This is a genomic window from Novosphingopyxis sp. (genome assembly GCF_965218915.1).
Lineage (GTDB): Bacteria > Pseudomonadota > Alphaproteobacteria > Sphingomonadales > Sphingomonadaceae > Novosphingopyxis.
Genome location: NZ_OZ244708.1, coordinates 1529096 through 1551398, shown reverse-complemented (window position 1 = coordinate 1551398; position 22303 = coordinate 1529096). Strand labels below are relative to the sequence as shown.

General features: G+C 65.4%; 21 protein-coding genes, 1 tRNA gene and 1 pseudogene. 10 read left to right on the top strand and 13 right to left on the bottom strand.

The window, feature by feature from the left end; all coding sequences use genetic code 11:
- The first annotated feature begins 2 nt into the window (after positions 1-2).
- A complete protein-coding gene (locus ACOQPC_RS07125) occupies positions 3-749 on the top strand; it encodes a hypothetical protein (protein WP_420607942.1) in 747 nt (248 codons plus the stop codon).
- Here ACOQPC_RS07125 and ACOQPC_RS07120 read toward each other — a convergent pair.
- Positions 723-1379: a 2OG-Fe(II) oxygenase gene (locus ACOQPC_RS07120; RefSeq protein WP_420607941.1), complete on the bottom strand. Its 657-nt coding sequence runs from the start codon at positions 1377-1379 to the stop codon at positions 723-725. The two genes, ACOQPC_RS07125 and ACOQPC_RS07120, sit on opposite strands and share 27 nt — an antisense overlap.
- A gap of 226 nt (positions 1380-1605) precedes the next feature.
- The gene (locus ACOQPC_RS07115; RefSeq protein ID WP_420607940.1) at positions 1606-2298 is read right to left on the bottom strand and encodes a spermidine synthase; all 693 of its coding nucleotides are present in this window, start codon (positions 2296-2298) and stop codon (positions 1606-1608) included.
- A gap of 167 nt (positions 2299-2465) precedes the next feature.
- Between ACOQPC_RS07115 and ACOQPC_RS07110 the strand changes: the two genes are divergently transcribed.
- Positions 2466-4253 (top strand): ABC-F family ATP-binding cassette domain-containing protein, encoded by a 1788-nt coding sequence (locus ACOQPC_RS07110; RefSeq protein ID WP_420607939.1) that lies wholly within the window; start codon positions 2466-2468, stop codon positions 4251-4253.
- A gap of 75 nt (positions 4254-4328) precedes the next feature.
- On the opposite strand, the gene ACOQPC_RS07105 is transcribed toward ACOQPC_RS07110, so the two are convergent.
- Both ACOQPC_RS07105 and ACOQPC_RS07100 read right to left on the bottom strand, forming a co-directional pair.
- The gene (locus ACOQPC_RS07105) at positions 4329-4910 is read right to left on the bottom strand and encodes a glutathione binding-like protein (RefSeq protein ID WP_420607938.1); all 582 of its coding nucleotides are present in this window, start codon (positions 4908-4910) and stop codon (positions 4329-4331) included.
- A 106-nt stretch (positions 4911-5016) separates the two neighbouring features.
- The gene (locus ACOQPC_RS07100) at positions 5017-5523 is read right to left on the bottom strand and encodes a DUF6456 domain-containing protein (RefSeq protein ID WP_420607937.1); all 507 of its coding nucleotides are present in this window, start codon (positions 5521-5523) and stop codon (positions 5017-5019) included.
- Between the two features lie 90 nt (positions 5524-5613).
- Between ACOQPC_RS07100 and ACOQPC_RS07095 the strand changes: the two genes are divergently transcribed.
- Both ACOQPC_RS07095 and ACOQPC_RS07090 read left to right on the top strand, forming a co-directional pair.
- Complete coding sequence (locus tag ACOQPC_RS07095; RefSeq protein WP_420607936.1) at positions 5614-6177, top strand: helix-turn-helix domain-containing protein; 564 nt, start codon at positions 5614-5616, stop codon at positions 6175-6177.
- 210 nt (positions 6178-6387) lie between these two features.
- Positions 6388-7566: a glycosyltransferase gene (locus ACOQPC_RS07090; RefSeq protein ID WP_420607935.1), complete on the top strand. Its 1179-nt coding sequence runs from the start codon at positions 6388-6390 to the stop codon at positions 7564-7566.
- A 226-nt stretch (positions 7567-7792) separates the two neighbouring features.
- Here ACOQPC_RS07090 and ACOQPC_RS07085 read toward each other — a convergent pair whose 3' ends face one another.
- The 4 genes from ACOQPC_RS07085 to yajC all read right to left on the bottom strand — a co-directional run bounded on the left by ACOQPC_RS07085 (position 7793) and on the right by yajC (position 11250).
- Positions 7793-8185: an MTH938/NDUFAF3 family protein gene (locus ACOQPC_RS07085; RefSeq protein WP_420607934.1), complete on the bottom strand. Its 393-nt coding sequence runs from the start codon at positions 8183-8185 to the stop codon at positions 7793-7795.
- Between the two features lies 1 nt (position 8186).
- Positions 8187-9167, bottom strand: a complete 981-nt coding sequence (gene secF / locus ACOQPC_RS07080; RefSeq protein WP_420607933.1) for a protein translocase subunit SecF — start codon at positions 9165-9167, stop codon at positions 8187-8189.
- Positions 9168-9274: 107 nt separating this feature from the next.
- Positions 9275-10864, bottom strand: coding sequence for a protein translocase subunit SecD (secD, locus tag ACOQPC_RS07075; protein ID WP_420607932.1), 1590 nt, complete (start codon positions 10862-10864; stop codon positions 9275-9277).
- Positions 10865-10920: 56 nt separating this feature from the next.
- Positions 10921-11250: a preprotein translocase subunit YajC gene (gene yajC, locus ACOQPC_RS07070; protein ID WP_420607931.1), complete on the bottom strand. Its 330-nt coding sequence runs from the start codon at positions 11248-11250 to the stop codon at positions 10921-10923.
- A 210-nt stretch (positions 11251-11460) separates the two neighbouring features.
- Between yajC and ACOQPC_RS07065 the strand changes: the two genes are divergently transcribed.
- The 4 genes and pseudogenes from ACOQPC_RS07065 (at position 11461) to ACOQPC_RS07050 (ending at position 15106) form a co-directional block, all read left to right on the top strand.
- Positions 11461-11537, top strand: a tRNA-Pro gene (locus tag ACOQPC_RS07065).
- A 148-nt stretch (positions 11538-11685) separates the two neighbouring features.
- Positions 11686-13260 carry an alpha-amylase family glycosyl hydrolase gene (locus tag ACOQPC_RS07060; RefSeq protein WP_420607930.1) on the top strand — a complete coding sequence of 525 codons (1575 nt, stop codon included), beginning with the start codon at positions 11686-11688 and terminating at the stop codon, positions 13258-13260.
- A complete protein-coding gene (locus tag ACOQPC_RS07055; RefSeq protein ID WP_420607929.1) occupies positions 13257-14267 on the top strand; it encodes a glycosyltransferase family 4 protein in 1011 nt (336 codons plus the stop codon). Before ACOQPC_RS07060 ends, ACOQPC_RS07055 begins: the two co-directional genes overlap by 4 nt.
- Positions 14268-14372: 105 nt before the next feature.
- Positions 14373-15106: pseudogene (locus ACOQPC_RS07050) on the top strand (MauE/DoxX family redox-associated membrane protein).
- A 24-nt stretch (positions 15107-15130) separates the two neighbouring features.
- Here the strand turns inward: ACOQPC_RS07050 and ACOQPC_RS07045 are convergent.
- A complete protein-coding gene (locus ACOQPC_RS07045) occupies positions 15131-16540 on the bottom strand; it encodes a diguanylate cyclase (protein WP_420607928.1) in 1410 nt (469 codons plus the stop codon).
- 145 nt (positions 16541-16685) lie between these two features.
- Between ACOQPC_RS07045 and ACOQPC_RS07040 the strand changes: the two genes are divergently transcribed.
- Entirely contained in the window at positions 16686-17096 is a 411-nt protein-coding gene (locus tag ACOQPC_RS07040) for a holin family protein (RefSeq protein WP_420607927.1), read from the top strand.
- An 86-nt stretch (positions 17097-17182) separates the two neighbouring features.
- Complete coding sequence (locus tag ACOQPC_RS07035) at positions 17183-17479, top strand: hypothetical protein (protein WP_420607926.1); 297 nt, start codon at positions 17183-17185, stop codon at positions 17477-17479.
- A 141-nt stretch (positions 17480-17620) separates the two neighbouring features.
- Here the strand turns inward: ACOQPC_RS07035 and ACOQPC_RS07030 are convergent, their stop codons facing one another.
- From ACOQPC_RS07030 to ACOQPC_RS07015, 4 genes are all read right to left on the bottom strand, one after another.
- Entirely contained in the window at positions 17621-18910 is a 1290-nt protein-coding gene (locus ACOQPC_RS07030) for a class I SAM-dependent methyltransferase (protein WP_420607925.1), read from the bottom strand.
- Positions 18911-18952: 42 nt separating this feature from the next.
- Positions 18953-19735 carry an SDR family oxidoreductase gene (locus ACOQPC_RS07025; protein ID WP_420607924.1) on the bottom strand — a complete coding sequence of 261 codons (783 nt, stop codon included), beginning with the start codon at positions 19733-19735 and terminating at the stop codon, positions 18953-18955.
- Positions 19736-19895: 160 nt separating this feature from the next.
- Positions 19896-21302, bottom strand: a complete 1407-nt coding sequence (locus ACOQPC_RS07020) for a cryptochrome/photolyase family protein (protein WP_420607923.1) — start codon at positions 21300-21302, stop codon at positions 19896-19898.
- On the bottom strand, positions 21299-22300 hold the full coding sequence (locus ACOQPC_RS07015; protein WP_420607922.1) for a metal-dependent hydrolase: 1002 nt from the start codon (positions 22298-22300) through the stop codon (positions 21299-21301). The genes ACOQPC_RS07020 and ACOQPC_RS07015 overlap by 4 nt, the downstream gene beginning before the upstream one ends.
- Positions 22301-22303 lie beyond the last annotated feature (3 nt).

The window sequence follows — 22303 nt, the reverse complement described above, 5'->3', positions numbered from 1 at the left end:
ATATGATTGAAGCACTTCGAAGTCAACTATCACAAGCCCTGCAAAGCAGTGCAACTTTATTACGTGAATGCAGTATATATGTAAATGGCTCGGCACTGAATAAAACTCGGATCGGCGATTTTGACGATGGAGATATTGACTTGCTGATCGTCAGCCCAGGTGTCGGGTCATCTTTGTTCGAAGCGCTGGTCGCGGCGTTTGGCCGAACCATCCTCGATCGTCGTGCGGCGGTGTCGCTGAAGGCAGGCCCCCTCCCCCACCCCGCCGATCGCACAGCGTTGGTCGTCCAATGCAACGTTATCGACACGGTGCGGCGTCTCTCTCCAGCCGCGTGCCTGTCGCTCGCGGGACAGGCGGAGCGGATCGGTGGCAACGCGATCGATTTTCTTGCCGAGACGCTGTTCGCGCCGCCCCGGCTCCGGCGGTACTGGCGTCGCGACCTGCTGATCGCGCTGCAAACCGTGACGGCGTGTCAGGCTCCGTATTGGGCCTGGACGGGGGGCGAGCGGCCCTGCCGCGTGCTGCGTTTCAGGCCGGCTACCACGCCAGCCGCTCAAGCCAAGCTGGACCGCTATATAGCGGCCAATTTCACCGCGTGGCAGGCGCTCTTCACCCTGTCGCCGCAAGACCTTCGGCGGCACGACGCGAACCGGATCGTATCGGCGACACAGTGCGGCAAAGACGAGGAGCTTGTGTCCGTGCGCGCCGCGATCGGGATGGCCCTACTTCATGAAGAAACCGGCGAGTGAAAAGCGCATGTTTTCGCCTGCCAGCGGACTGACCGGATTGATAGCGTGCAACACGCCCTGCTTTAGAAACACGGCGCGGTTGGGTTTAGGCATGACGAAGGTGCCTACTCCATCTTCGATATAGGCGGGCTTGGAAAAGCCGACGCCTTGGCGAAAGCCGAGGTCGATGTCGCCCACGTCCGCGGCAAACTTGCGTTTCTCGGCGGAAATCATGAGTTCGCCCCCCCAATTCCCGCGCCAATTCTCATGCAAATAATAGACGAAAGCCCCGCGATATTGCTGATTGCCATGATCGATATGCCATGGCAGACCCCACCCGGCACGGTACAGGAAACCGGCGGCCGTGAACTTCAACTCATCGCCGCCCACATCCGCCGGCAGCAGGAGATCGTCAAAGAATTCGCGCGCGCCGCAAATCGTCTCCATAAAGCGATCTACCGGCGTCTTGGTCGGGTAGCGCAGACTGGGCTTGCCGGTCTCGCCATAGGATTTCAGACCTGTGATCAGCGAGTTTCCGTTTAGAGGATGCCAAACCGTGTTCCACTCCAGCGAGTTTTCGTAGAAGAATTTCTCCTGCTTTACATGCTCATGCAAAGCCTGAAATACCCCGGGTTCGAGAAAATCGTCCACGACGCGAAACCCTAGGTCGGAGAAACTCATTCTCACCGCGATGATCTCCCTTGCTTGCGACCTGCACGCAGTTCGTACCCTAAAGCCATTCTGACTTGGTGCTCGTGCGTATCTTCATGGATCAGTCGGATGTTATAGCCGATCTCGCATTCAAAGGCCATCTTACCGTTGCGGGGCTTCGACGGCATCTTCAAACCCAATCGGCGCCCGCGCGCCGCAGCACCTCTCATCGGCCGGCCCTTCGCGATCCCGGTTTGCGCGCGAACCAGATCGTGTGACGCGGGCCTTTTCCGTTGGCGCGGGCGCGAACCGTCACCTCCTCGACCGCCATGCCGCAGACCTTCAGATGCTTCGTGAACGCCCGGTCCGGTCCGGCGGACCAGTAGGCGGCCACCCCGCCCGGCTTCAGCGCCGCCCTCGCCGCCGCGAGGCCGGCCGCGCCGTAGAGCCCGTCATTGGCCGCGCGCACCAGCCCGTCGGGTCCGTTGTCGACATCGAGCAGGATCGCATCGAAGCGCCCCCGCCCCTCACGGATCGCCGCGCCGACATCGCCCACGATGACCGCTGCCCGCGCGTCCTCCAGACAGCCCGCCGTCAGCCCCGCCATCGGCCCGCGCGCCCAATCGAGGATTTCCGGCACCAGCTCGACCACTTCCACCCGCGCATCGGCTCCAAGCACGCGAAGCGCCGCGCGCAGCGTGAAGCCCATGCCATATCCACCAATCAGCCAGCTCTGGCGCGTGCGCCCCTTCAGCCGCTCCGCCGCCATCACCGCCAGCGCCTCCTCGCTGCCGCTCATCCGGCTGTTCATCAGCTCGTCGCGGCCCAACAGGATGACGTGATCCTCGCCGCGCCGGTACAGCTTCAGCTCGCCGCCGCCGGGAATGCGCGCCGTGTCGAGATGCTCTCGTGGTGTCATCGCCTCCCTATCGCGCCGGCGCGCGCCAAAGGCCAGCGCCGGCCTGGATGGCGTTTCGATTTTGACCGATCCACCTCGGCATTGGAATTAAAGCAACGGCGCGAATGCAAGCCTGATCCTTGCGCCAGCTTGAAGGGCGCGCCGGCGCACTCTAGGGGCATCGCAGCATGGCCGATCCCCCCATCCTCTCCTACGAAGGCCTCGGCCTGGTCCAGGGCGCCGGCTGGCTGTTCCAGAGTCTCGACATCCACATCGGCCCGCGCGACCGGCTGGCGCTGATCGGCCGCAACGGCGCCGGCAAGACCACGCTGCTGAAACTGCTCGACGACCGCATCGAGGCCGATCGCGGCAAGCGCACGATCGTGCCCGGCACCCGGGTCGCGTTCCTCGAGCAGAACCCGGATTTCGGCCCGTTCGCCACGCTCTTGGACTTCGCGGTCCACGGCGCCGACGCTCCGCCCGAACATGCCGTCCTCGCCATCGCCGACCAGCTCGGCATCGATCTCGGCGCCGACGCCGCCACCGCCAGCGGGGGCGAGCGCCGCCGCGCCGCCTTGTGCCGCGCGCTCGGCGGCGATCCGGACGTGCTGCTGCTCGACGAGCCGACCAACCATCTCGATCTCGGCGCGATCGAGTGGCTCGAGGACTGGCTGAACCGCTATCGCGGCGCGTTCCTGGTGATCAGCCACGACCGGACCTTTTTGACCCGCCTCACCCGCGCGACGCTGTGGCTCGACCGCGGGGCGCTCAGGCGCAAGGACGTCGGGTTCGGCGGCTACGAAGCCTGGATGGAGCAGATCGCCGCCGAGGAGGCGCGCGCCGCCGACAAGCTCGACGCGACGCTGAAGCTGGAGGCGCGCTGGCTCGAACGCGGCGTCACCGCGCGGCGCAAGCGCAACCAGGGGCGGCTCGCCCGGCTCCACGACATGCGCGCGCAAAGGGCGGCGATGCTGGGACCGGCGGGTCCCGCCAAGCTCGCCATCGCCGCCGACGACAGCCGGACGAAGTCGGTGATCGTCGCCGACAAAGTGTCGAAAGGCTTCGACGGCCGCCCGATCGTCCGCGACTTCAACCTGCGCGTGCAGCGCGGCGACCGCATCGGCATCGTCGGCCGCAACGGCGCGGGCAAGACGACGCTGATCAGGCTGCTCACCGGCGAGCTGGCGCCGGACGCGGGCACGGTCACGCTCTCGCCCACCCTCTCGGGCGTCGTCATCGATCAGCAGCGCCGTCTGATGCAGCCGGAACGCACGGTTCGGGATGTGCTGGCGGACGGCAGCGACTGGATCGACGTGCGCGGCACCGCCAAGCATGTGCAGGGCTATTTGAAGGACTTTCTGTTCGATCCTGCGATGATCGATACCAGGGTCGGCATCCTTTCGGGCGGCGAGACGAGCCGGCTGCTGCTGGCGCGCGAGTTCGCCCGCGCGTCCAACCTGCTGGTGCTCGACGAGCCGACCAACGATCTCGACCTCGAGACGCTCGACCTGCTGCAGGAGGTCATCGCCGATTATGAAGGCACCGTGTTGCTGGTCAGCCATGACCGCGACTTTCTCGACCGTACGGTGACGCTGACGCTGGGGCTCGACGGATCGGGCCATGTCGACATCGTCGCCGGCGGCTATGCCGACTGGGAGGCCAAGCGGCGTCCCCGCAACGCCGCGCCGACCACCGCCAACCCCAAGCCGCCGCCCCCCCCTCCACCGCCCGCCACGGCGCGCAAGCTGACCTACAGGGACCAGCGCGACCTCGAACGGCTGCCGGGCCTGATCGAGACGATGGAGGGCGACATCGCGGCGGGCGAGACGGCGCTTTCCGACCCCGATCTCTACACCCGCGATCCCGGTCTGTTCGACCGGCTGACCCGGGCGCTGGAAGCCAGGCGCGCGGAGAAAAACGCAGCGGAGGAACGCTGGCTCGCGCTGGCGGCGGAGGCCGAGGCCCTGGAGAACTGAGAGGCACAGGGCTAGCTTCACACGCTTCACACTGTCCAGGGGGAGAAAATGGGAGGCGCCGGAATGGCTGACCGTTCAGCCCAGTCCCTCCTCGCTCATCGCCTTGTTCACGGCCTCCCGCGCCATGTTGCGGGCGCGGAAGTCCGCGAGTTTCGCCGGTAGCTCGACACCGAATTTGTCGGCCCACAGCGTCGTGACGAACAGATAATTGTCGGCCACGCCGGGCGCTTCGCCGAGCAGCCAGTCGGCATCGCCCATCAACTCGGCGGCGAGCGCGAATTTCCCGGCGACGGCCTGCTTCGCCGCCTCGGCCTTGTCGCCCTCGGCCCCGCCGAACAGCGGACCGAACCCGCCGTGGATTTCTGTACCGATGAAGCCGAGCCATTCGAGCAGCTTGTAACGCCTGCCGCCGGAAGGCGCCGCTCCGTAGTGATCGGCGAGATAGGTCAGCACCGCCGGATTTTCGGTCAGCAATCCGATGTCGTCGGTATCGATCGCCGGGACGTATCCGCGCGGGCTGATCGCGTAGAAGTCCGCGCCGTCTTCGGTCTCGTGCGTTTTCAGATCGACCTTGACCTTGTCGTAATCCTCGCCGCTTTCGACGAGCGCGATATGGCTGGCCAGGCTGCAGGCGCCGGGGGCGTAATAGAGCTTCATGATCGGGATGTCCTTTTGTCAGGGGGCTATCATTCGAACCCAACCGATGGGCACGGGTTCCGGAAGTTCCCAAAGGGCCGCATACGTCCCCCCCTTTTCGAGCCCCTCACCCCGGCAACCGGTAGAACTCCGCCAGCCGGTCGAGCGCGATGCGCAGCACCAGCTTGCCCGAGCGCGCCGGCCAGCCGAGGCCGCGTTCGGCGCCGGGCACGCTCTGGCCGTCGCAGATCACGCGCCAAGCGATATCGGCGAGGCCGCCGCCGAGCGCTTCGAGCGCGCCGTCGAAGCGCCGCTTGGCGGCGATCTGCACTTCGGTGGGCTCGAAATGTTCGGCCGGGCCGCGCCGCCCCCTGGCGCGCGGCGCCGGGTTCCAGCCCATGGTGACGCGCGGGCCGATCGCCCCGCGCTCGTAATCGAACCGCAATTTTTCCCCGGCGTCGAACTGGCGGTCGTCGAGGTGGCCGCGCGCGCGCAGCCAGCCCAGCGGCGATTCGGCCTGGTTGACGGTGACGCTGCGCGCCGGACGGCCACCGGCGAGCCGGCGTCCTCCGGGCAGGCCGCGTTCGGCCAGCGGGCGCGGATCGGCATGAATGGCACGGCTTTTACTCGGCATGTTATGTCTCCTATCTGGTACGGAAACTCTTGCCACAATCCAACTTATGTAGGACAGTGATAAAACCACACCGGTTAGGAGATTACCATTATGCTTCACCGCATCCGCGAAGTGCGCAAGGCCCGAGGGCTGACGCTGGACGATGTTGCCAAGGCCTGCGACCCGCCGACCACCGCGCAGACGATCGGCCGGCTGGAAACGGGCACGCGCACGCTCTCGCTCGACTGGCTGAACCGGATCGCGGACGCGCTGGGCGTGGAGAGCAGCACGCTGGTCGAGCTGCCGGATCGCATCGATATCCCCGTCGCCGCCCGCCTCACCGCCGACGGCGCGCGCGCGCTGACCAGCAGCGCCAGCCTGTCCCCGCCGGCGCCCGGCGGCGCGACGCAAGCGATCACCGTCGAGACCGGCGTCGGCGATTATCGCGCGGGCGACGAGATCTGGATCGAGCGACTGGCGCCCGAGGACTATGCCCGCGCGCTCAACCGCGACGTGCTCGTCCCCCGCCCCGCCGGCCGCTTCCTGTTCGGCCGCCTGATCGGACGCGAGGACGGCAAGCTGCACCTGCTTCCGCTGGGCGGGGGCGCACGGCAGCAGGTGGTGGCCGACCCGGTGTGGATCGGCGTGGCGAGCAAGTTGGTGCGGGGGTTGTGAGAGCGGAACACCCTCTCCCGCTTGCGGGAGAGGAGCGAGACTTGGCGGCTTGCCGCCTAGTCGCAGCGGTGAGGGGGTCTCCCAGCAGCGCCGATCGATCGATGGCGCTCGCGCGCCGCCCACCCTCATCCAACTGCGTCTAGCTCCTTACGGAGCAAGACTGCGTATCCTTCTCCCGCCCGGGCGGGAGAAGGGAAGAAAAGGCCATTCATGACGCTCAACATCCTCACCCTCGCCACGCTGTTCCCGAACGCCGGCGCACCCAATTTCGGGGTGTTCGTCGAGCGGCAGACGGCGGCATTCGCGGCGCGGGCGGGGTGCGATGTCACGGTGATTAACCCGGTGGGCCTGCCGCCCTTCCCGCTCTCGCGCCATCCGCGTTACCGGGCGCTGCGCGGTCTGCCGAAGCGGGAGACCTGGCACGGGCTCGACGTCCACCGCCCGCGCTTCACGCTGCTGCCCGGCCTGCCGGGCCGCAATCCGAGAGCCATCGCACGCGCGGTGCTGCCGCTGGCCAGGCGCCTCCACGCGGCGCGGCGGTTCGACCTGATCGACGCCGAATTCTTCTACCCCGACGGCCCCGCCGCGCGGCTGATCGCGCGCGAGCTCGGCCTGCCCTATACGGTCAAGGCGCGCGGCGCGGACATCCATCATTGGGGGACCCGGGACGGATCGCGCGCGGCAGTGCTCGAAGCGGCCGAGCGCGCGGCGGGGTTGCTCGCGGTATGCGGCGCTCTGAAGGCCGACATGGTGGCGCTCGGCATGGATGAAAGCCGAATCACCATTCATTACACCGGCTGCGACCAGCAGCGATTTCGCCCCTTCGAGGGCGGCGAAGTGCGCGCGAAGCTCGGCATCGACGGCCCGATTATCGCCACGCTCGGCGCGCTGATCCAGCGCAAGCGACAGGACTTGGCGATCGAAGCGCTGGCCGCGTTGCCGGGCGTCACCTTGCTGCTGGTCGGCAAGGGCGAAAGGGAAGCGGATTACCGCGCGCTGGCCGAGGAACGCGGCGTGGCCAGCCGCGTGCGCTTCATCGGCGCGGTGCCGCATGACGCGCTGCCCGAATGGCTCTGCACGGCGGACGTGCTGGTCTCGCCGTCGGACAGCGAGGGGCTGGCCAATGCCTGGGTCGAGGCGCTCGCCTGCGGCACGCCGGTGGTGGTGAGCGAAGCCGGCGGCGCGCGCGAGCTGGTGACGAGCGCGGCGGCGGGGCGCGTGGTGGCGCGGGAGCCGGGCGCGATCGCGGATGCGGTGCGGGATATTTTGGCGGCTCCCCCGGCACGCACCGATGTGCGGACGGTGGTGGAGCGGTTTACGTGGGAGCGGAACGGCGCGGAGTTGGAGGTGTTTTTCCAAGATGTTCTCTCGCGGGTCGGTTCGCGCTGAATCAAAACCCACGAGCATCTCGTCGCTCCTGCGAAGGCAGGAGCCTATCCCGGGTCTCTGCGTGGAACGACAGTTATCGATCTGGGCAGACCACCCACGGTTTGGCCATGATTTGGCGGCGCACGCAAAAAAACCTCGCCACAGCCACGAACACGGGATCGGCCCCTGCCTTCGCAGGGGCGACATTACCTATAAAATAAGCTCATCCAGCAGGTGGCAGATCCCCTCACCCCAGCGGGTACAGCGCCGCCACGATCCAGCGTTCCTCGGCGCGCAGCACCGCCAAGGTGCGCGCGGCGGCGCGGCTGTCCATGGCCTCCAGGCCGATGCCCAGCGCCTCGATCTCGCGCCGGAATTTGGCGGGCGGCTGGACCAGCGCGTCGCCGGTGCCGAGCAGCAGGAATTCCGGCGGCGGATCGCTCGCCAGTGCGTCGCTCCCGTCGCCGATCCGCAGATCGGCCATACTCAGCGCCTCCAGCGGCGGCGGCGACCAGTCGCGCGCCTCCGCCTGCGTCAGGATCACGCCGTTCGGAAACACCACGTCGCGCACCTTGAAGCCAGTGCCCGAAAAGCCGGTCACCTGCGGCCCCTCACCCTCCTCGCGGCGCAGCTTTACCATGTTAGCGCGTATAGCCCTCGCGGTCCCGGCCCGGCGCGCCCGGCTTGTCGCCCACCGGCACGAAGCTGTCCGGCCCGACCTTGAGCCACACCAGGATCGGCGCGCCCCAGTAGATCGAGCTGTAGGTGCCGACCACGATGCCCAGCGTCATCGCCGCGGTGAAGCCGAAGATCGTCTCGGGCCCGAGCAGCAGCATCGCGACGAGCACGATGACCATGGTCAGGCTGGTCATCACCGTGCGCGACAGGGTCTCGTTGATCGACAGGTTGATCAGCTCGCCGATCTCCATCTTGCGGTATTTCTTCAGATTCTCGCGAATCCGATCATAGACCACGATCGTATCATTCAGCGAGTAGCCGATGATCGTCAGCAGCGCGGCGATGATGTTGAGATCGAATTCGAGCTGGGTCAGCGCGAAGAAGCCGAACGTGAGCGTCACGTCGTGCGCCAGCGCGGCGAGCCCGCCGACACCGAACTGCCATTCGAAACGCACCCAGATATAGATGGCGATGGCGACCATCGCCGCAAGCAACGCGATCGTGCCCTTCTGGAACAATTCGTCGGACACTTTACCCGAAACGCTGTCCACGCCGTCCACCCGCGCGCCGGGATAATCCTTCTGGATCGATCCGACGATCGCGTTGGTCATTGTGGCGGCGGCGCCCGTCTGCCCCTCGGCCTCCTTGGGCAGGCGCATGCGGATCGACACCTCGTTCGGCGCGCCGAAGCGCTGGATCGAGGGCGAGCCATAGCCCAGCGCGCCGACCGTATCGCGCAGCTTTGCCACCGGCGCCTCGGCGGTCTGGGTAAAGGTCACGCGGATCATCTGGCCGCCGACGAAATCGACGCCGAAATTCAGGCCGCGCACCCCGACCAGCACGACCGAGGCGATCATCAGCGCCAGCGAGATGCCGAACGCGATCTTCCGCCACTTCATGAAATCGATATTGGTATCGTCCGGAACGAGCTTGAGCAGTTTCATTTCGAATTTTGTCCCTTGATCCGTCCGGGCCGAGCCTGTCGAAGCCCTGCCCTTTTTCTAGCGATTACAGCCCTTCGACAAGCTCAGGGCGAACGGGTTCTGGTCTATCATATATGAAGCTCCGTGGGGCGATTGCGCCGCACCCAGCCGGCCACCCACATGCGGGTGATGGTGACGGCGGTGAACACCGACGTGATGATGCCGATCACCAGCACCACCGCGAAGCCGCGGATCGGGCCGCTGCCGAACAGGAACAAGAGCACGGCGGCGATGACGTTGGTGAGGTTGGCGTCGAAGATCGCGCGGCTGGCCTCGCGGTAGCCGACTTCGATCGCCTGGATCACGCGCCGTCCCCGCCTCTGTTCCTCGCGTATACGTTCGTTGATCAGCACATTGGCGTCGACCGCCGATCCCACGGTGAGCACGAAGCCGGCGATGCCGGGCAAGGTCAAAGTCGCCCCAAACAGGCTCATGATCCCCAGAATCAGCAGCAGATTGATGATCAGCGCCAGGTTCGCATAGACGCCGAAGCGGCCATAGGTGACGATCATGAAGGCAAGCACCGCAAAGGTCGCGACGGCGGCGGCGATGGCGCCCGAAACTTTCGAATCCTCGCCGAGATCGGGACCGACGGTGCGTTCCTCGACGATTTTCAGGTCGATCGGCAAGGCGCCCGAACGCAGTGCGATGGCGAGGTTGTTGGCGCTCTCGACGGTGAAATTGCCCGAGATCTGCGACGATCCGCCCAGGATCGGCTCCTGAATAGTCGGCGCGCTCAGCACCTCGTCGTCGAGAATGATGGCGAATTGCCGGTTGACGTTGTCCTGCGTCAGCTTGGCGAACTTCTTGCCGCCGGGCGTATCGAACTGGATGGTGACGACGGGGCGGTTGTCCTGGTCGAAGCTCTGCTGCGCGCCGGTGAGGCTGTCGCCCGAAATGCCGCCCAGCCGCCGGACCGCGATGTTGCCGCTGCCGTCGTCCATCGGAAAGATCTGGCTGCCGATCCGCGCCTTGCCCGCCTGCGTGTCCTCGGGCGGGTTCTGATAGTCGAGCAGCTTGAATTCCAGCTTGGCGGTCTGGCCGAGCAGCTCTTTGAGCGCTTGCGGATTGTCGAGGCCGGGCACCTGCACCACGATGCGCTCGTCGCCCTGCCGGATGATCGTCGGCTCGCGCGTGCCGAGCTCGTCGATGCGGCGGCGGATGACGTCGGTCGCGGTGTCCATCGCATCGTCGAGATTGCGCGCGATGCCCGCGTCCGACGGCGTCATCAGGAAGCGCGTGCCGTCGACGATGCGGATCGTCCAGTCGCGCTGGCCGGTGAGCCCGGCGCCGGTGGTGAGGCCCTGCACCGCCTCGCGCGCGGCATCGACCTGGTCCTGATCGGCGACGGTGAAGCCGAGCTGTCCGCCGGTGCGCGAAATCTCGCCATAGTCGACGCCTTGGGCACTGCGGAGCGAGCTGCGGACATTCTCTTCCATCTTTTCGAGCTGCTGTTCGCGCACCTGCGCAGGGTCCGCCTCGAGCAGGATATGGCTGCCGCCCGCCAGATCGAGCCCGAAATTGATCGTCTGCTTGGGCATGAAATCGGGCAGCGCGGCGACCATTTTGGCCGGCAGCAGGCTGGGCAGCGCCAGGATCACGCCGATGGCGAGCAGCAGCGACAGGAAGATGCGCTTGGGTTGAGTGAATTCGAGCATGAAGCGGAGGCCTAATCAGCGTTGGCGCGCGATAACGGGGGACGGACCGGAACGACTCAGTCGTTGGCCGGGGTCTTGCCCGAATTCTTCGGGATCACGTCGGCGATGGTCGATTTGACCGCGCGCACCTGCACGCCCTTGGCCAGTTCCACCTCGACATGATCCTCGGACACGCGCGTCACCTTGCCGAGCAATCCGCCGCCGGTCACCACATCGTCGCCGCGCACCACCGCAGCGACCTTCGCCGCATGCTCCTTGGCGCGCTTCTGCTGGGGGCGGATCAGGAACCAGTAGAACACGATGAAGATCAGCACCAGCGGCAGGAACTGCATGATCGCACCGGCGCCGCCGCTGGCGGCCTGGGCGTGGATAAGCATGGACGTCATCGGTTTTTCCCTCGAGGAAATATGGCCCGGCAGGCGATCGGAGCGACCGCGTGTGCCGGATATTGAATCGGCCGGATAGCGGGCCGGATGTGGAGTAGCGCGGGCGATTATCATCCCTCGCGCCCTCACGCAACGGCGATCCACCGCGCCAGCCGCCGCCGTCCAAGACTTGCACAACGGTCCGCCCCGTCATATAGGCCGCCGCTCGGTCGGGACGTAGCGCAGTCTGGTAGCGCATCACACTGGGGGTGTGGGGGTCGTAGGTTCGAATCCTATCGTCCCGACCAATTGCCTGACAAGGCAATAGGCTCGAAGATCGCCCGGGTATCAAGCGGTCGGCACCACGCTTTGCATGTAGGGCGCCGGCATGGCGTGGTTCGCCGCGCAAGCCGCAACCTTCTTCTGGCTCGGACAAAGCTGGTGTAGGCGTTCCGGATGATCAAAGACGCAGAGCATCGCACGCCCTGGTGGAAAGCCGGCGTCATCTATCAGATTTATCCGCGCTCGTTCCAGGATAGCGACGGCGACGGGATCGGCGATCTGAAAGGAATGGAAGAACGGCTCGATTATCTGGGCGCGCTGGGCATCGACGCGATCTGGCTGTCACCGATCTTCCCGTCCCCGATGGCCGACTTCGGATATGACGTCGCGAACTATTGCGGCATCGAGCCGATGTTCGGCGACCTTGCCAGGTTCGATCACGTGCTGGCCAGCGTGCACGAACGCGGGCTGAAGCTGATGCTAGATTTCGTGCCGAACCATAGTTCGGACCAGCATCCCTGGTTCCAGGCCAGCCGCTCGGCGCGCGACGACCCCAAGCGCGACTGGTATGTCTGGCGCGACGCCGCGGCGGATGGCGGGCCGCCCAACAACTGGATCAGCGATTTCGGTGGATCGGCCTGGACGTGGGACGATGCCAACGGGCAATATTATCTGCATGCCTTTCTGAAGGAGCAGCCGGATCTCAATTGGCGCAATCCCGGGTTGCGGGCGGCGATGATGGACGTCTTGCGCTTCTGGCTCGATCGCGGCGTCGACGGATTTCGCATCGACGTGCTGTGGCATATCGTCAAGGCCGCCGACTTCCCGGATAATCCGCCCAATCCCGATTGGACCGCCGACCAGACCGAACGCGACCGGGTCCTTCAGAGGCATTCGACCGACCAGCCGGAAGCGCATGCCATCGCGGCCGACATGCGTACCCTGGCGGATAGCTACGGCGAGCGGTTGCTGGTCGGCGAGATCTTCCTGCCCAACGATCGGCACGCCCGCTGGTACGGAACACCGGAGCGGCCCCAGGTGCATCTGCCGTTCAATTTTCAGCTGATCGAGAATTCGTGGGACGCCCGGACGCTCGCCCGCGTGATCGCCGACTACGAAGCCTCGCTGCCGGCGCATGGCTGGCCGAATTGGGTGCTCGGCAGTCACGACGCCCCGCGCATCGCGGCGCGGATCGGCGAGGCGCAGGCGCGGGTCGCGGCCATGCTCCTGCTGACGCTGCGCGGCACGCCGACGCTGTATCAGGGCGACGAACTCGGGATCGGCCGCGTCGATATCCCGCCCGGGCAGATGCGCGATCCGCAGCATTTCCGGCAGCCCGGGCTCGACATCGGCCGGGATCGATCGCGCACGCCGATGCCCTGGAATGGCTCCGCCCATGCCGGGTTCAGCGCGGTGGCGCCCTGGCTGCCGCTGAATACCGACTGGCGCACGCGCAATGTCGCCGCGCAGGAGAAGGATCCCGAATCGATGCTCATTCTTTACCGCCGGCTGCTGGCGCTGCGACGGGAATATCCGGCCTTGTCGATCGGGCGCATCACGCTGGTCGAATCGCCGGACGGCGTGCTCGCCTATGAGCGCCATGACGAAGCGCGAACCTTGCGCATCTTGCTCAACCTGACGGCGCGGGCGGTGACGGTCCGCTGGCAGGGAACGCCGCTCCTCTCGACCCTCAACGGCGAAGCCGAACCGGGCATGCTCTATCCGGACGAGGGGCTCGTGATCGCATGAAGATCGCGATGCTCGCGCCGATCGCATGGCGCACGCCGCCGCGGCATTACGGCCCATGGGAACTGGTCACGAGCCTGTTGACCGAAGCGCTGGCCGCGCGCGGGATCGATGTAACGCTGTTCGCAACGCTGGACAGCCTGACCGGCGCGAAACTGGACGGGATCGTGCCGGCGCCCTATTCGGAGGATCCGTCGATCGACGCCAAGGTGTGGGAATTCCGGCATCTGGCGTATCTGTTCGAACGCGCCGGTCGCTTCGATCTGATCCATAATCAGGCCGATTTCCCAGCGCACGCCTTTGCCCGCCTGGTCGATACCCCGATCGTCACCACGATCCACGGCTTTTCGTCCGACCGCATCCTGCCGATGTACGCCCCGTTTCAGGACAGCGTGCATTATGTCGCGATCAGCGAGGCCGATCGGCATCCGGGCCTGCGCTACGCCGCGACGATCCACCATGGCATTCCCGTCGACGATTTCCGCTTCCATTCGCGGGGAAGCGACGATCTGCTGTTCTTCGGGCGCATTCATCCGGACAAAGGTGCGAAGGAAGCGATTGCCGCGGCCCGCGCCTCGCACCGTGCTCTCGATCTCTACGGCATCGTCCAGGACCGGCAATATCATGAGCGCGAGGTTCTGTCCGCGAACGATGGCGTCAACATCCGCTTCCACGGCACCGTCGGCGGTGAACGGCGACTGCGCGCACTGGGATCGGCGCGCGCGCTGCTGCACCTCATCAACTTCGACGAGCCCTTCGGCCTCTCGGTCGTGGAAGCGATGGCATCCGGCACGCCCGTCATCGCGAGCGGCCGGGGTTCGATGCCCGAGCTGATCGAGCATGGCAGGAATGGATTTCTGGTCGATACGCCGGCCCAGGCGGTCGCGGCGATCGAGCGCGTCGGCGATCTGGACCGCGCCGCCATCCGCGGCTCGGTCGCTCGGCGCTTCGGCGTGGACCGCATGGCCGACGACTATATCGCGCTCTATCGCGCCATTCTTGGCGCATAGCCATTCGTGCGTCGCAGCGCCACGAGTACGTCTGCATCGCTCTTGAAACTCATGACGAACGCCCGGATGAATACCCTACCAGGGTATTTTAGAAAAGGTGAAGCGATGACCGGGAAAACCGCGACGCTTTACCGTATGGTGATGGACAAGCATGTCTGTCCCTATGGCCTGAAATCCAAGCATCTGCTGGAGCGCGAGGGCTTTACCGTCGACGACCGCCACCTGACCACGCGCGATGAGACCGACGCGTTCAAGGCCGAGCATGACGTCGAAACCACGCCGCAGACCTTTATCGGCGGCAAGCGGATCGGTGGTCATGACGATCTGCGCGAATATTTCGACAAGCCCGCCGCCGATCCGGACGCGACCAGCTACAAACCCGTGATCGCGATTTTCGCGGTCGCGGCGCTGATGGCGCTGTCGATCGGCTGGGCGATCACCGGCGCGCCGCTCACCGTTCGAACGGGCGAGTTGTTCATCGCCTTTTCGATGTGCCTTCTCGCCGTGCAGAACTGCAGGACGTGCGCGGTTTCGCGACCATGTTCCTGGGCTACGACCTATTGGCGCAGCGCTGGGTGTCCTATGCCAACATCTATCCCTTTGCCGAGGCGCTGGCCGGGATTTTGATGGCGGGCCGCGTGCTCGACATCGTCTCGATCCCGGTGGCGCTGTTCATCGGCTCGATCGGCGCGGTGTCGGTATTCTATGCGGTCTATGTGCAGAAGCGCGAGCTGAAATGCGCCTGCATCGGCGGCAGTTCGAACGTTCCGCTCGGCTTCGTCTCGTTGACCGAGAACCTGACGATGGTGGCGATGGCGCCGTGGATGCTGGTTACCTAACCGGCGCAGCGCTTGGCTTCGAAATCAGGCGGCGGCGCTGCCTTTCGTGGCGCGCTTGGCCGCGTAAAGCGCGGTGTCCGCTTTGCTCAAGGCGTGTTCCAGGCTCTCTCCTTTACCCACTTTGCACATACCGATGCTTGCCGACACGGTCAAAGCTGTGCCGTTGTTCTCCACCTCCTGGATCATGCCGCGGGCCACGCGGTCCGACAGCAGGGTCCGTTCCTCGGTCAGCGCATCGTCCATCAGGATGACGACGAATTCGTCGCCGCCGAAGCGTCCGACGAAATGCGGCGCCGGGACCATGCGGCGCAGATGCTGCGCCATCGTCTGGATCACCGCGTCGCCGGCAAGATGGCCGAGCCGATCATTGACCTGCTTGAACCCGTCCAGATCGAGCAGCATCACGGACAGTTTTTCGTCTTCGCCGCGATTGTCGAAAAAGGCGCGCATCGCCTCGCGATTGCCGAGTCCGGTGAGCGGATCGGTCTGCGCCGCACGCCGCAATCTGCGCTCGAGCGCATAGCGTTCGGTCACATCGCGGAACACGCCGATCAGCGCGACCAGTTTGCCCTCGTGGAATTCGGCCTCGCCGCGGGTGCGCACGCGCTTGCGCCGGCCGTCGCATGTGATGATGTCGAGATCGGCCTCATAAGGCTCTCCGGTCGCGATCGCCCGTGCGATCAGCTGTTCCAGTTGAGCGCGTGATTCCTGGCGGTAAAAGCTCAACGCCCGTTCGAGCGGCGGCGTTTCACTGACCGGCAAGCCGTGTATTTCGAACACCCCTTCGGACCAATCGACCGTCTCACTGGCCAGATCGAGCCGCCAATGACCCATCTGCGCCATCATCTCCGCCTGGCGGAACTGCACCTGCTTGCGCACGAGTTTCTCGACCAGATCGGCCTGCATCGTCGCACGCCCGCGCGACCCCGCCGACAGGACGCTGTTCTCGACCATGCTGCGCGCGATCGAGGCGAATTGTTCGAGGCTCGAATGCTGTTCGGGCGACAGCTCGCGGGGCGCATCGTCGATAATGCAAAAGGCGGCGAGCACGTTCATCGAGAAGAAGTCCGGTTCGATCGACAGCGGCACGCCCGCATAGAAACGAAATCCGCCTTCTCTGGCAACCAGGGGATTATCGCGCGTTTCCGGATGCCGACTAAGATCGGAGAAAACGGTAAGCTCCTGATTGGCCAGGGTGCGCAGGCAAATCGCTTCGTTCCGGCCGGTCGAATGCATATCCAGTCCCGCGCTAGACAGAAACCATTGCCGTTCGCCCAAAATGGAAATGGCCGCCGCCTTGCATCCAAACGTGGCCCGCGCGAGCGCGATCAGCGCGTCCAACTCCTCCGAACGCAGCATTTGCAAAAGCATCTGCGCCGTATCGCCGATCAGGCACGGCGCTTCGATTTCGTCGCGGTTCCAGGGGATTGCCATCGCATCGCTATGCGGCGGGTTGGTTAATATCGGGTAAGCCGCGAAGGATGCTATGAATGTGGAATAAATTCACGATTTTTGGCGATAATACTTTCCTACATATTACCATATGGGTTATAGGATGTTTTTTCGCAAGGAGATCGACATGACGATATTCGATTCGCTCATCGGCCCAGTGGCCAGCATGATCGACAAGATCATTCCCGACGAGCAGGGGCGCGAGCAGGCCAAGCTGGAACTGCTGAGGCTGGAGGGCAGCCAGGAGCTGGACGCCATCCGTACGCGCGTGTCCGCGATCATCGCCGAGACGCAGTCGCCCGATCCCTGGACCAGCCGCGCCCGGCCGAGCTTCCTCTACGTGATGTACGTCCTGTTCCTGTGGGCGATCCCAATGGGATTGATCGCGGCGATCCGGCCGGCCGCCGCCAGCGCCATCGTCGACGGCATGACCGGCTATCTCGCGGCGCTGCCCGAGCCGCTCTACGCGCTCTTCGGCACCGGCTATCTGGGCTATACCGCTGCGCGGCAATGGGGAGTCGCCGGGGTGGAACGGTGAGGATGCGCGAGACCGGGCGCCGTCCTTGAATTCGCGCGCCAAGCCTATAAGGCAAGGCGATCGAACAAATCGAGGGAAAAGCCGTTATGAAGACCGTTCACAAAGCCATCGCGTCCGCCGCGCTGCTGGTTACCGCGTCTGCGCTCACCGCCTGCGCGCAGGGCGGCACCGACGAACAGGCCACCGCCGAAGCCAATGAGATGGGCAACGACATGCAGGACAGCGTATCCGACATGGGCACCAGCATGGACGAAAACGCCAGCGATATGGGCGAAAGCGTGACGACAACGGCCAACGATATGGGCGATGCCGTGCAGGATACCGCCAAGGACGCCGGCGATGCAGTGGGCGACGCCGCCGACGAGGCCGACGACCGGATGTAATCGCCGCGCCTGCATCGGCGAGCGCAACGGGAAAGAGCGTCCGCGGCGATGCGGACGCTTTTTTCCTATCCAGGATAAGGTGGCGGAGGGCTACCGCGCCGCCGCGGCAAGCTTTGTGAACAAGGCCGGGCGCCAGCGCATCTATTCCTTTACCAGCGTGACCTGCGCGACGTCGATTCCGCCGCCGCGAAACCCGCCCTCGCAATACATCAGATAATAGCGCCATAGCCTGATGAACGCCGCGTCGAAACCGGCCGGCAATTGCCCTGCCCCTACCGCTGCGTCGAACCGCTCGCGCCACAGTTTCAGCGTGCGCGCATAATCCAGTCCCATGTCGCGCTGGTCCACCCAGGCGAGCCCGCGCGCCCCGGCCAATGCGCGGAACCGGCTTTCGGACAACAGCATGCCGCCGGGGAAGATATAGGTCTGGATGAAGTCCGCGCTCGCCGCATAATGTTCGAAAATGTCGTCGGCGATGCGAATATATTGCAGCCCCGCCCGTCCGCCGGGCTTCAGGTTCGCGGCGATCGCATCGAGATAAGCCGGCCAGTAACGCTGCCCCACCGCCTCGACCATCTCGACGCTGGCGATGGCATCGAAGCCGGCCGGACCTTCCTCGGCGAGCACGTCGCGATAATCGGTCAGCGTGAAGACGAGTTTCGAGCTGTCCGGACAGCCGGCGGTGCGCGCCTCCGCCGCGCTTTTCTGCTCGGCCGAGAGCGTGATGCCGCGATAACACACCGCGTATCGTTCGCAGACGCGCGCGGCGAGCCCGCCCCACCCGCAGCCGATCTCCAGCAGCCGCGCGCCGTCGGTAAGGTTCAACCGATCGAGCAGCGCATCGAGCTTGCGAAGCTGCGCCGCCGCCAGCGGTTCGCCGTCGTCCTCGGCCTGGGGCTCGGCGAACAGCGCGCTGGAATAGCTCATCGTTTCATCGAGCCAGAGCTCGTAGAAATCATTGCCGAGATCATAGTGATATTCGATGTTGCGCCGCGCCTTGGCGGGGCTGTTGTCGCGCAGCCAGTGGCGCAGGCGGCCGAGCAGCTTCCACGGTCCGCTGGGCCGCGCCGACTGGCCCAGTGAAACGCGGTTGCGCATGAACAGATCGAACAAGGGCACCGGATCGGGACTGGTCCATTCGCCCAGATCCCAAGCGCGGTACCATCCGGCCGATCCGCCCGCGATGAGGTGGAGCAGCGCGCGCCAGTCGACCAGATCGACCTGCGCTATCGGCCCCGGCGCGCGGCAGCCCAGGATGCGAAATTCACCATCGGGCAGCGTCGCCTCGATCCCGCCTTCGGCGAGACCGGCATCGATCCGGTCGAGCACCCGGTGCATGCTGGGCGCGAGCAGCCGCGACAGCAGCCCGCCACCCAGGGCGATGCGCTGCTTCGTCAAATGCTTGGCCCTGTTCGACGCCGGCGCGTTCATGCGAAATGCCATGCCGGATCGTCGCCGCGAAGGCAATTGCCGCTAGCCGCCCGGCGCGGCCGCCGAGCCCGCCAATATGCCGCCGTCGAGGGTCAGCTCGGCCCCGGTCATGTAGCTGGCCTCGTCCGATGCCAGCAGCACCGCCAATGCCGCGACCTCATCCACGGTGCCGAAGCGTTTGAGCGGCGTGTCCGCCACCAGCGCGGCCATCGTCTTTTGCCGCTCGGCACCGCTGCCCAGCATCGGCTCCCACATCGGCGTCAGGATTGCGGCGGGGTGAATCGAATTGCAGCGGATCGCCAGTCCCTGCTGCGCACAATAGAGCGCCACCGACTTGCTGTGATTGCGGATCGCCGCCTTGGACGAGGCATAGGCCGCCGCGCCGGGGATACCGACCATGCCCGAGCGCGAGGAGATGTTGACGATGGATCCACTGCCCTTAACGCGCATTGCCCCGATGGCGTAACGGCACCCCAGAAACGTGCCGTCGCTGTTGACGACATGGACCGCCCGCCAGTCGGCCAGCGAAACATGTTCGGGATCGTGCGCGACCGGGCCGTTTTCGAACCCGGTGATGCCGGCATTGTTTACCAGCACGTCGAGCGCGGGGACTTTTGCCGCGATGTCCGACCAATCATCTTCGCATGATACGTCGAGCCGATGGAAGTCGGCGCCCAACTCTTGGGCGAGCCTGATTCCTCCGGCTTCGTCGATATCGGTGACAATGACCGTGCCGCCCTCGCGCCGATAGGCACGGGCGATCGACTCGCCTATGCCACGGGCGGCGCCAGTGATCAGGCATATCTTGCCCTTCAGTCTTTGCATGATGGAATTCCAAGAACAGGTGAGCGCCGCGAACGGCGCAATCGAGCCCTATGGCGGCCCGGGCTTCGAAGTTCAGAAGCTGCTCTTGTCCACCGGTCTTGCTCCAATTAGAATGCCCTGCCCTTATATGGAAAGGCCCGGCGGACGTCAAACCGGGGGTTCAATCCTTGATCTTCCTGTACGCCGCCAGCGCCCGTTCGCGCGCGTCCTTGTGACCGATGATCTTGGCCGGGTAGTCGTGCGGACGGCAGCCCGCTTCCTCCGGATCGTGGATCGTATCATCGGGCAGGTCGGCGAGCTCGGGCACATAGTCGCGGATATAAGCACCCGCGTCGAACTTGTCCGACTGGCTGAGCGGCGCCATGATGCGCACGAACATATTGCTGTCGACACCGGTCCCCGCGATCCACTGCCAGTTCACGGCATTGTTGCCATAGTCCGCGTCGAGCAGGCAGTCCCAATACCATTTCTCGCCCTCACGCCAGTCGATCAGCAGATGTTTTATGAGAAAACTGGCGCAGATCATGCGGACCCGGTTGTGGATCCAGCCATGCTTCCAGAGCTGCCGCATTCCGGCGTCGACGATGGGGTAGCCGGTCCTGCCCCTGGTCCAGCGGTCGAACTCCTCGCGGACCGTGGCCGAGCGGAAATCGCGCCATTCGAGATCTTCGAACCGTTCGCGATAGCCTTGGCGGCCGTAATCGGGGAACTGCATGATCACGTTCTGCGCGTAATCGCGCCATGCCAGTTCCTTCAGGAAGACGGTGGCGTCGCCGGTCGCATCCCTGATGCGGTGCCAGACATAGGCGGGCGAGACCTCGCCGAAATGCAGATGCGGACTGAGCCGCGAGGAGCCGTCCTGCGAGGGCAGGTTGCGCGCCTCGTCATAATCGGACGATTGCGCGCCAAAGGCGTTGACGCGCTCGCGCGCCGCGGTCTCTCCCGGTGTCCAGAGATCGGCGAAGGCTTCGGCCCAATCGGGATCGGTGGGCAGCAATTTCCAGTCGTCCAAATCGTCGCTGTCCGGCCATTCGGTCGGCGCGTCGATCGACTGCGGTGCGCGCAACGGTTCTTCGGGCGGCATCTGTTCCTTCAGCGCCTTCCAGAACGGCGTGTAGATCTTGTACGGATCGCCCGACCCGGTGGTGACGCTGCCGGGAGGCGCGAGATAATTGCCGTCGTGCAGGCACAGCTCGACATCGTCCTTCAGCTCGGCGGCGAGTTCGCTTTCGGCTTCCACCCACCAGGGTTCGTAATGGCGCAGGGCATGGATTTGCCTGACCGCATGCTGCTCAGCAATCGCGCTCAGCACGGAGACGCAATCACCCTCGCGCAGGATCATACGGCTGCCCTTCTCCCGCAGGTCCGCATCGAGCGACGCCAGGCTGTGATGCAGCCACCAGCGGCTCGCCCCGCCCATCTCGTGATCCCCCGCCCGCGCATCGTCGAGCACGAAAACCGGGATCACCGGCCCCGCCGCCGCCGCCGCGCGCAGGGCGGGCTGATCGGACAGGCGCAGGTCGCGGCGCAGCCACAGGATAACGGGCCAGATGACGGGATCGCTCATTCCGGTTCCTCCAACGTGACCTGCCGGGAGAAGTTGCCGGCGGTGCGGGGATCGGCAAACCGTGCATCGCCGACGCTCACTGCGGTGACGCCTCGGTGCCGCTCGACACGCGCCGTCGGCACGAGCGACCAGTTGAGGAACGCCGCCAGCTGCCGGTCCTGACGGGCAGCGATCGCAATCGCGGGATCATTCATGCCGGTGTCGACCGGCTCGCCGAGGCTGGTCATCCGGCCGCCGAGCGCATCATAGGATGTGCGCCCGAGGGTGTTACCGCGCCGCCAGATCGTCTCGCGCCGCCAGAATTTTACCGGCTCCTCACCGGCCATGAGGAAGTCCGGGACAATAGCGTAGCGGGCCTGCGCCAGGGCACGCGTGCCGCTTTCCACGTCATGGGACAGCGCCGCGTTCGCGCCGATATAGGCGACGACCGCCACCAACCCTGCAATCGCCGGGCGACGCCATTCGGGACGGCGTGCCTTTTCCCAGCGCCGCGAGAGCCAGATCGACAGCGCGAGCGCCGACCATATCCATACGTCGATGATAAACAGCGTGTCGCCATGGAACCACCGCTCGCTGAACGGCGCGAGCAGCTGGATGCCGTAGGTGTTGGTGAAATCGAGCAGCGGATGGGTGAGCGTGCCCGCATAGGCCAGCGCGACCAGCCAGCCGAAGCGCACCGGATCGCGGCCGAGCGGGCGGCGGTGCCATTGCCGCCACCAGCGCGCATCGGGCGCCCGCTCGCCATTGCTTCTCTGCCAGCGATCAAGCATCCACAGCAGTCCGGCCAGCAGGAGCGGCATCGTCAGCACGCCGCCGATGCCATGGGTGAAGCCGCGATGATATTGGATGCTGGGCAGTCCGAACAACGGCTCGGCCAGCACATCGATATCGGGCATGTTCGCGCCCAGGATCAGTACCGTCAGGCCGAGCCCGGTCTTGCGCTTCAGCCCGGTCTGACCCAACGCCCAGCCGGTGAGCGAATGGGTGAAATTGTCCATGGC

Excerpts from the sequence above, each read along its gene's own strand:
- ACOQPC_RS07125 (WP_420607942.1), top strand. The coding sequence starts at position 3 with ATGATTGAAGCACTTCGAAGTCAACTATCACAAGCCCTGCAAAGCAGT.
- ACOQPC_RS07115 (WP_420607940.1), bottom strand. The coding sequence starts at position 2,298 with ATGACACCACGAGAGCATCTCGACACGGCGCGCATTCCCGGCGGCGGC.
- ACOQPC_RS07110 (WP_420607939.1), top strand. The coding sequence starts at position 2,466 with ATGGCCGATCCCCCCATCCTCTCCTACGAAGGCCTCGGCCTGGTCCAG.
- ACOQPC_RS07105 (WP_420607938.1), bottom strand. The coding sequence starts at position 4,910 with ATGAAGCTCTATTACGCCCCCGGCGCCTGCAGCCTGGCCAGCCATATC.
- ACOQPC_RS07100 (WP_420607937.1), bottom strand. The coding sequence starts at position 5,523 with ATGCCGAGTAAAAGCCGTGCCATTCATGCCGATCCGCGCCCGCTGGCC.
- ACOQPC_RS07095 (WP_420607936.1), top strand. The coding sequence starts at position 5,614 with ATGCTTCACCGCATCCGCGAAGTGCGCAAGGCCCGAGGGCTGACGCTG.
- ACOQPC_RS07090 (WP_420607935.1), top strand. The coding sequence starts at position 6,388 with ATGACGCTCAACATCCTCACCCTCGCCACGCTGTTCCCGAACGCCGGC.
- ACOQPC_RS07085 (WP_420607934.1), bottom strand. The coding sequence starts at position 8,185 with ATGGTAAAGCTGCGCCGCGAGGAGGGTGAGGGGCCGCAGGTGACCGGC.
- secF (WP_420607933.1), bottom strand. The coding sequence starts at position 9,167 with ATGAAACTGCTCAAGCTCGTTCCGGACGATACCAATATCGATTTCATG.
- secD (WP_420607932.1), bottom strand. The coding sequence starts at position 10,864 with ATGCTCGAATTCACTCAACCCAAGCGCATCTTCCTGTCGCTGCTGCTC.
- yajC (WP_420607931.1), bottom strand. The coding sequence starts at position 11,250 with ATGACGTCCATGCTTATCCACGCCCAGGCCGCCAGCGGCGGCGCCGGT.
- ACOQPC_RS07060 (WP_420607930.1), top strand. The coding sequence starts at position 11,686 with ATGATCAAAGACGCAGAGCATCGCACGCCCTGGTGGAAAGCCGGCGTC.
- ACOQPC_RS07055 (WP_420607929.1), top strand. The coding sequence starts at position 13,257 with ATGAAGATCGCGATGCTCGCGCCGATCGCATGGCGCACGCCGCCGCGG.
- ACOQPC_RS07045 (WP_420607928.1), bottom strand. The coding sequence starts at position 16,540 with ATGGCAATCCCCTGGAACCGCGACGAAATCGAAGCGCCGTGCCTGATC.
- ACOQPC_RS07040 (WP_420607927.1), top strand. The coding sequence starts at position 16,686 with ATGACGATATTCGATTCGCTCATCGGCCCAGTGGCCAGCATGATCGAC.
- ACOQPC_RS07035 (WP_420607926.1), top strand. The coding sequence starts at position 17,183 with ATGAAGACCGTTCACAAAGCCATCGCGTCCGCCGCGCTGCTGGTTACC.
- ACOQPC_RS07030 (WP_420607925.1), bottom strand. The coding sequence starts at position 18,910 with ATGAACGCGCCGGCGTCGAACAGGGCCAAGCATTTGACGAAGCAGCGC.
- ACOQPC_RS07025 (WP_420607924.1), bottom strand. The coding sequence starts at position 19,735 with ATGCAAAGACTGAAGGGCAAGATATGCCTGATCACTGGCGCCGCCCGT.
- ACOQPC_RS07020 (WP_420607923.1), bottom strand. The coding sequence starts at position 21,302 with ATGAGCGATCCCGTCATCTGGCCCGTTATCCTGTGGCTGCGCCGCGAC.
- ACOQPC_RS07015 (WP_420607922.1), bottom strand. The coding sequence starts at position 22,300 with ATGGACAATTTCACCCATTCGCTCACCGGCTGGGCGTTGGGTCAGACC.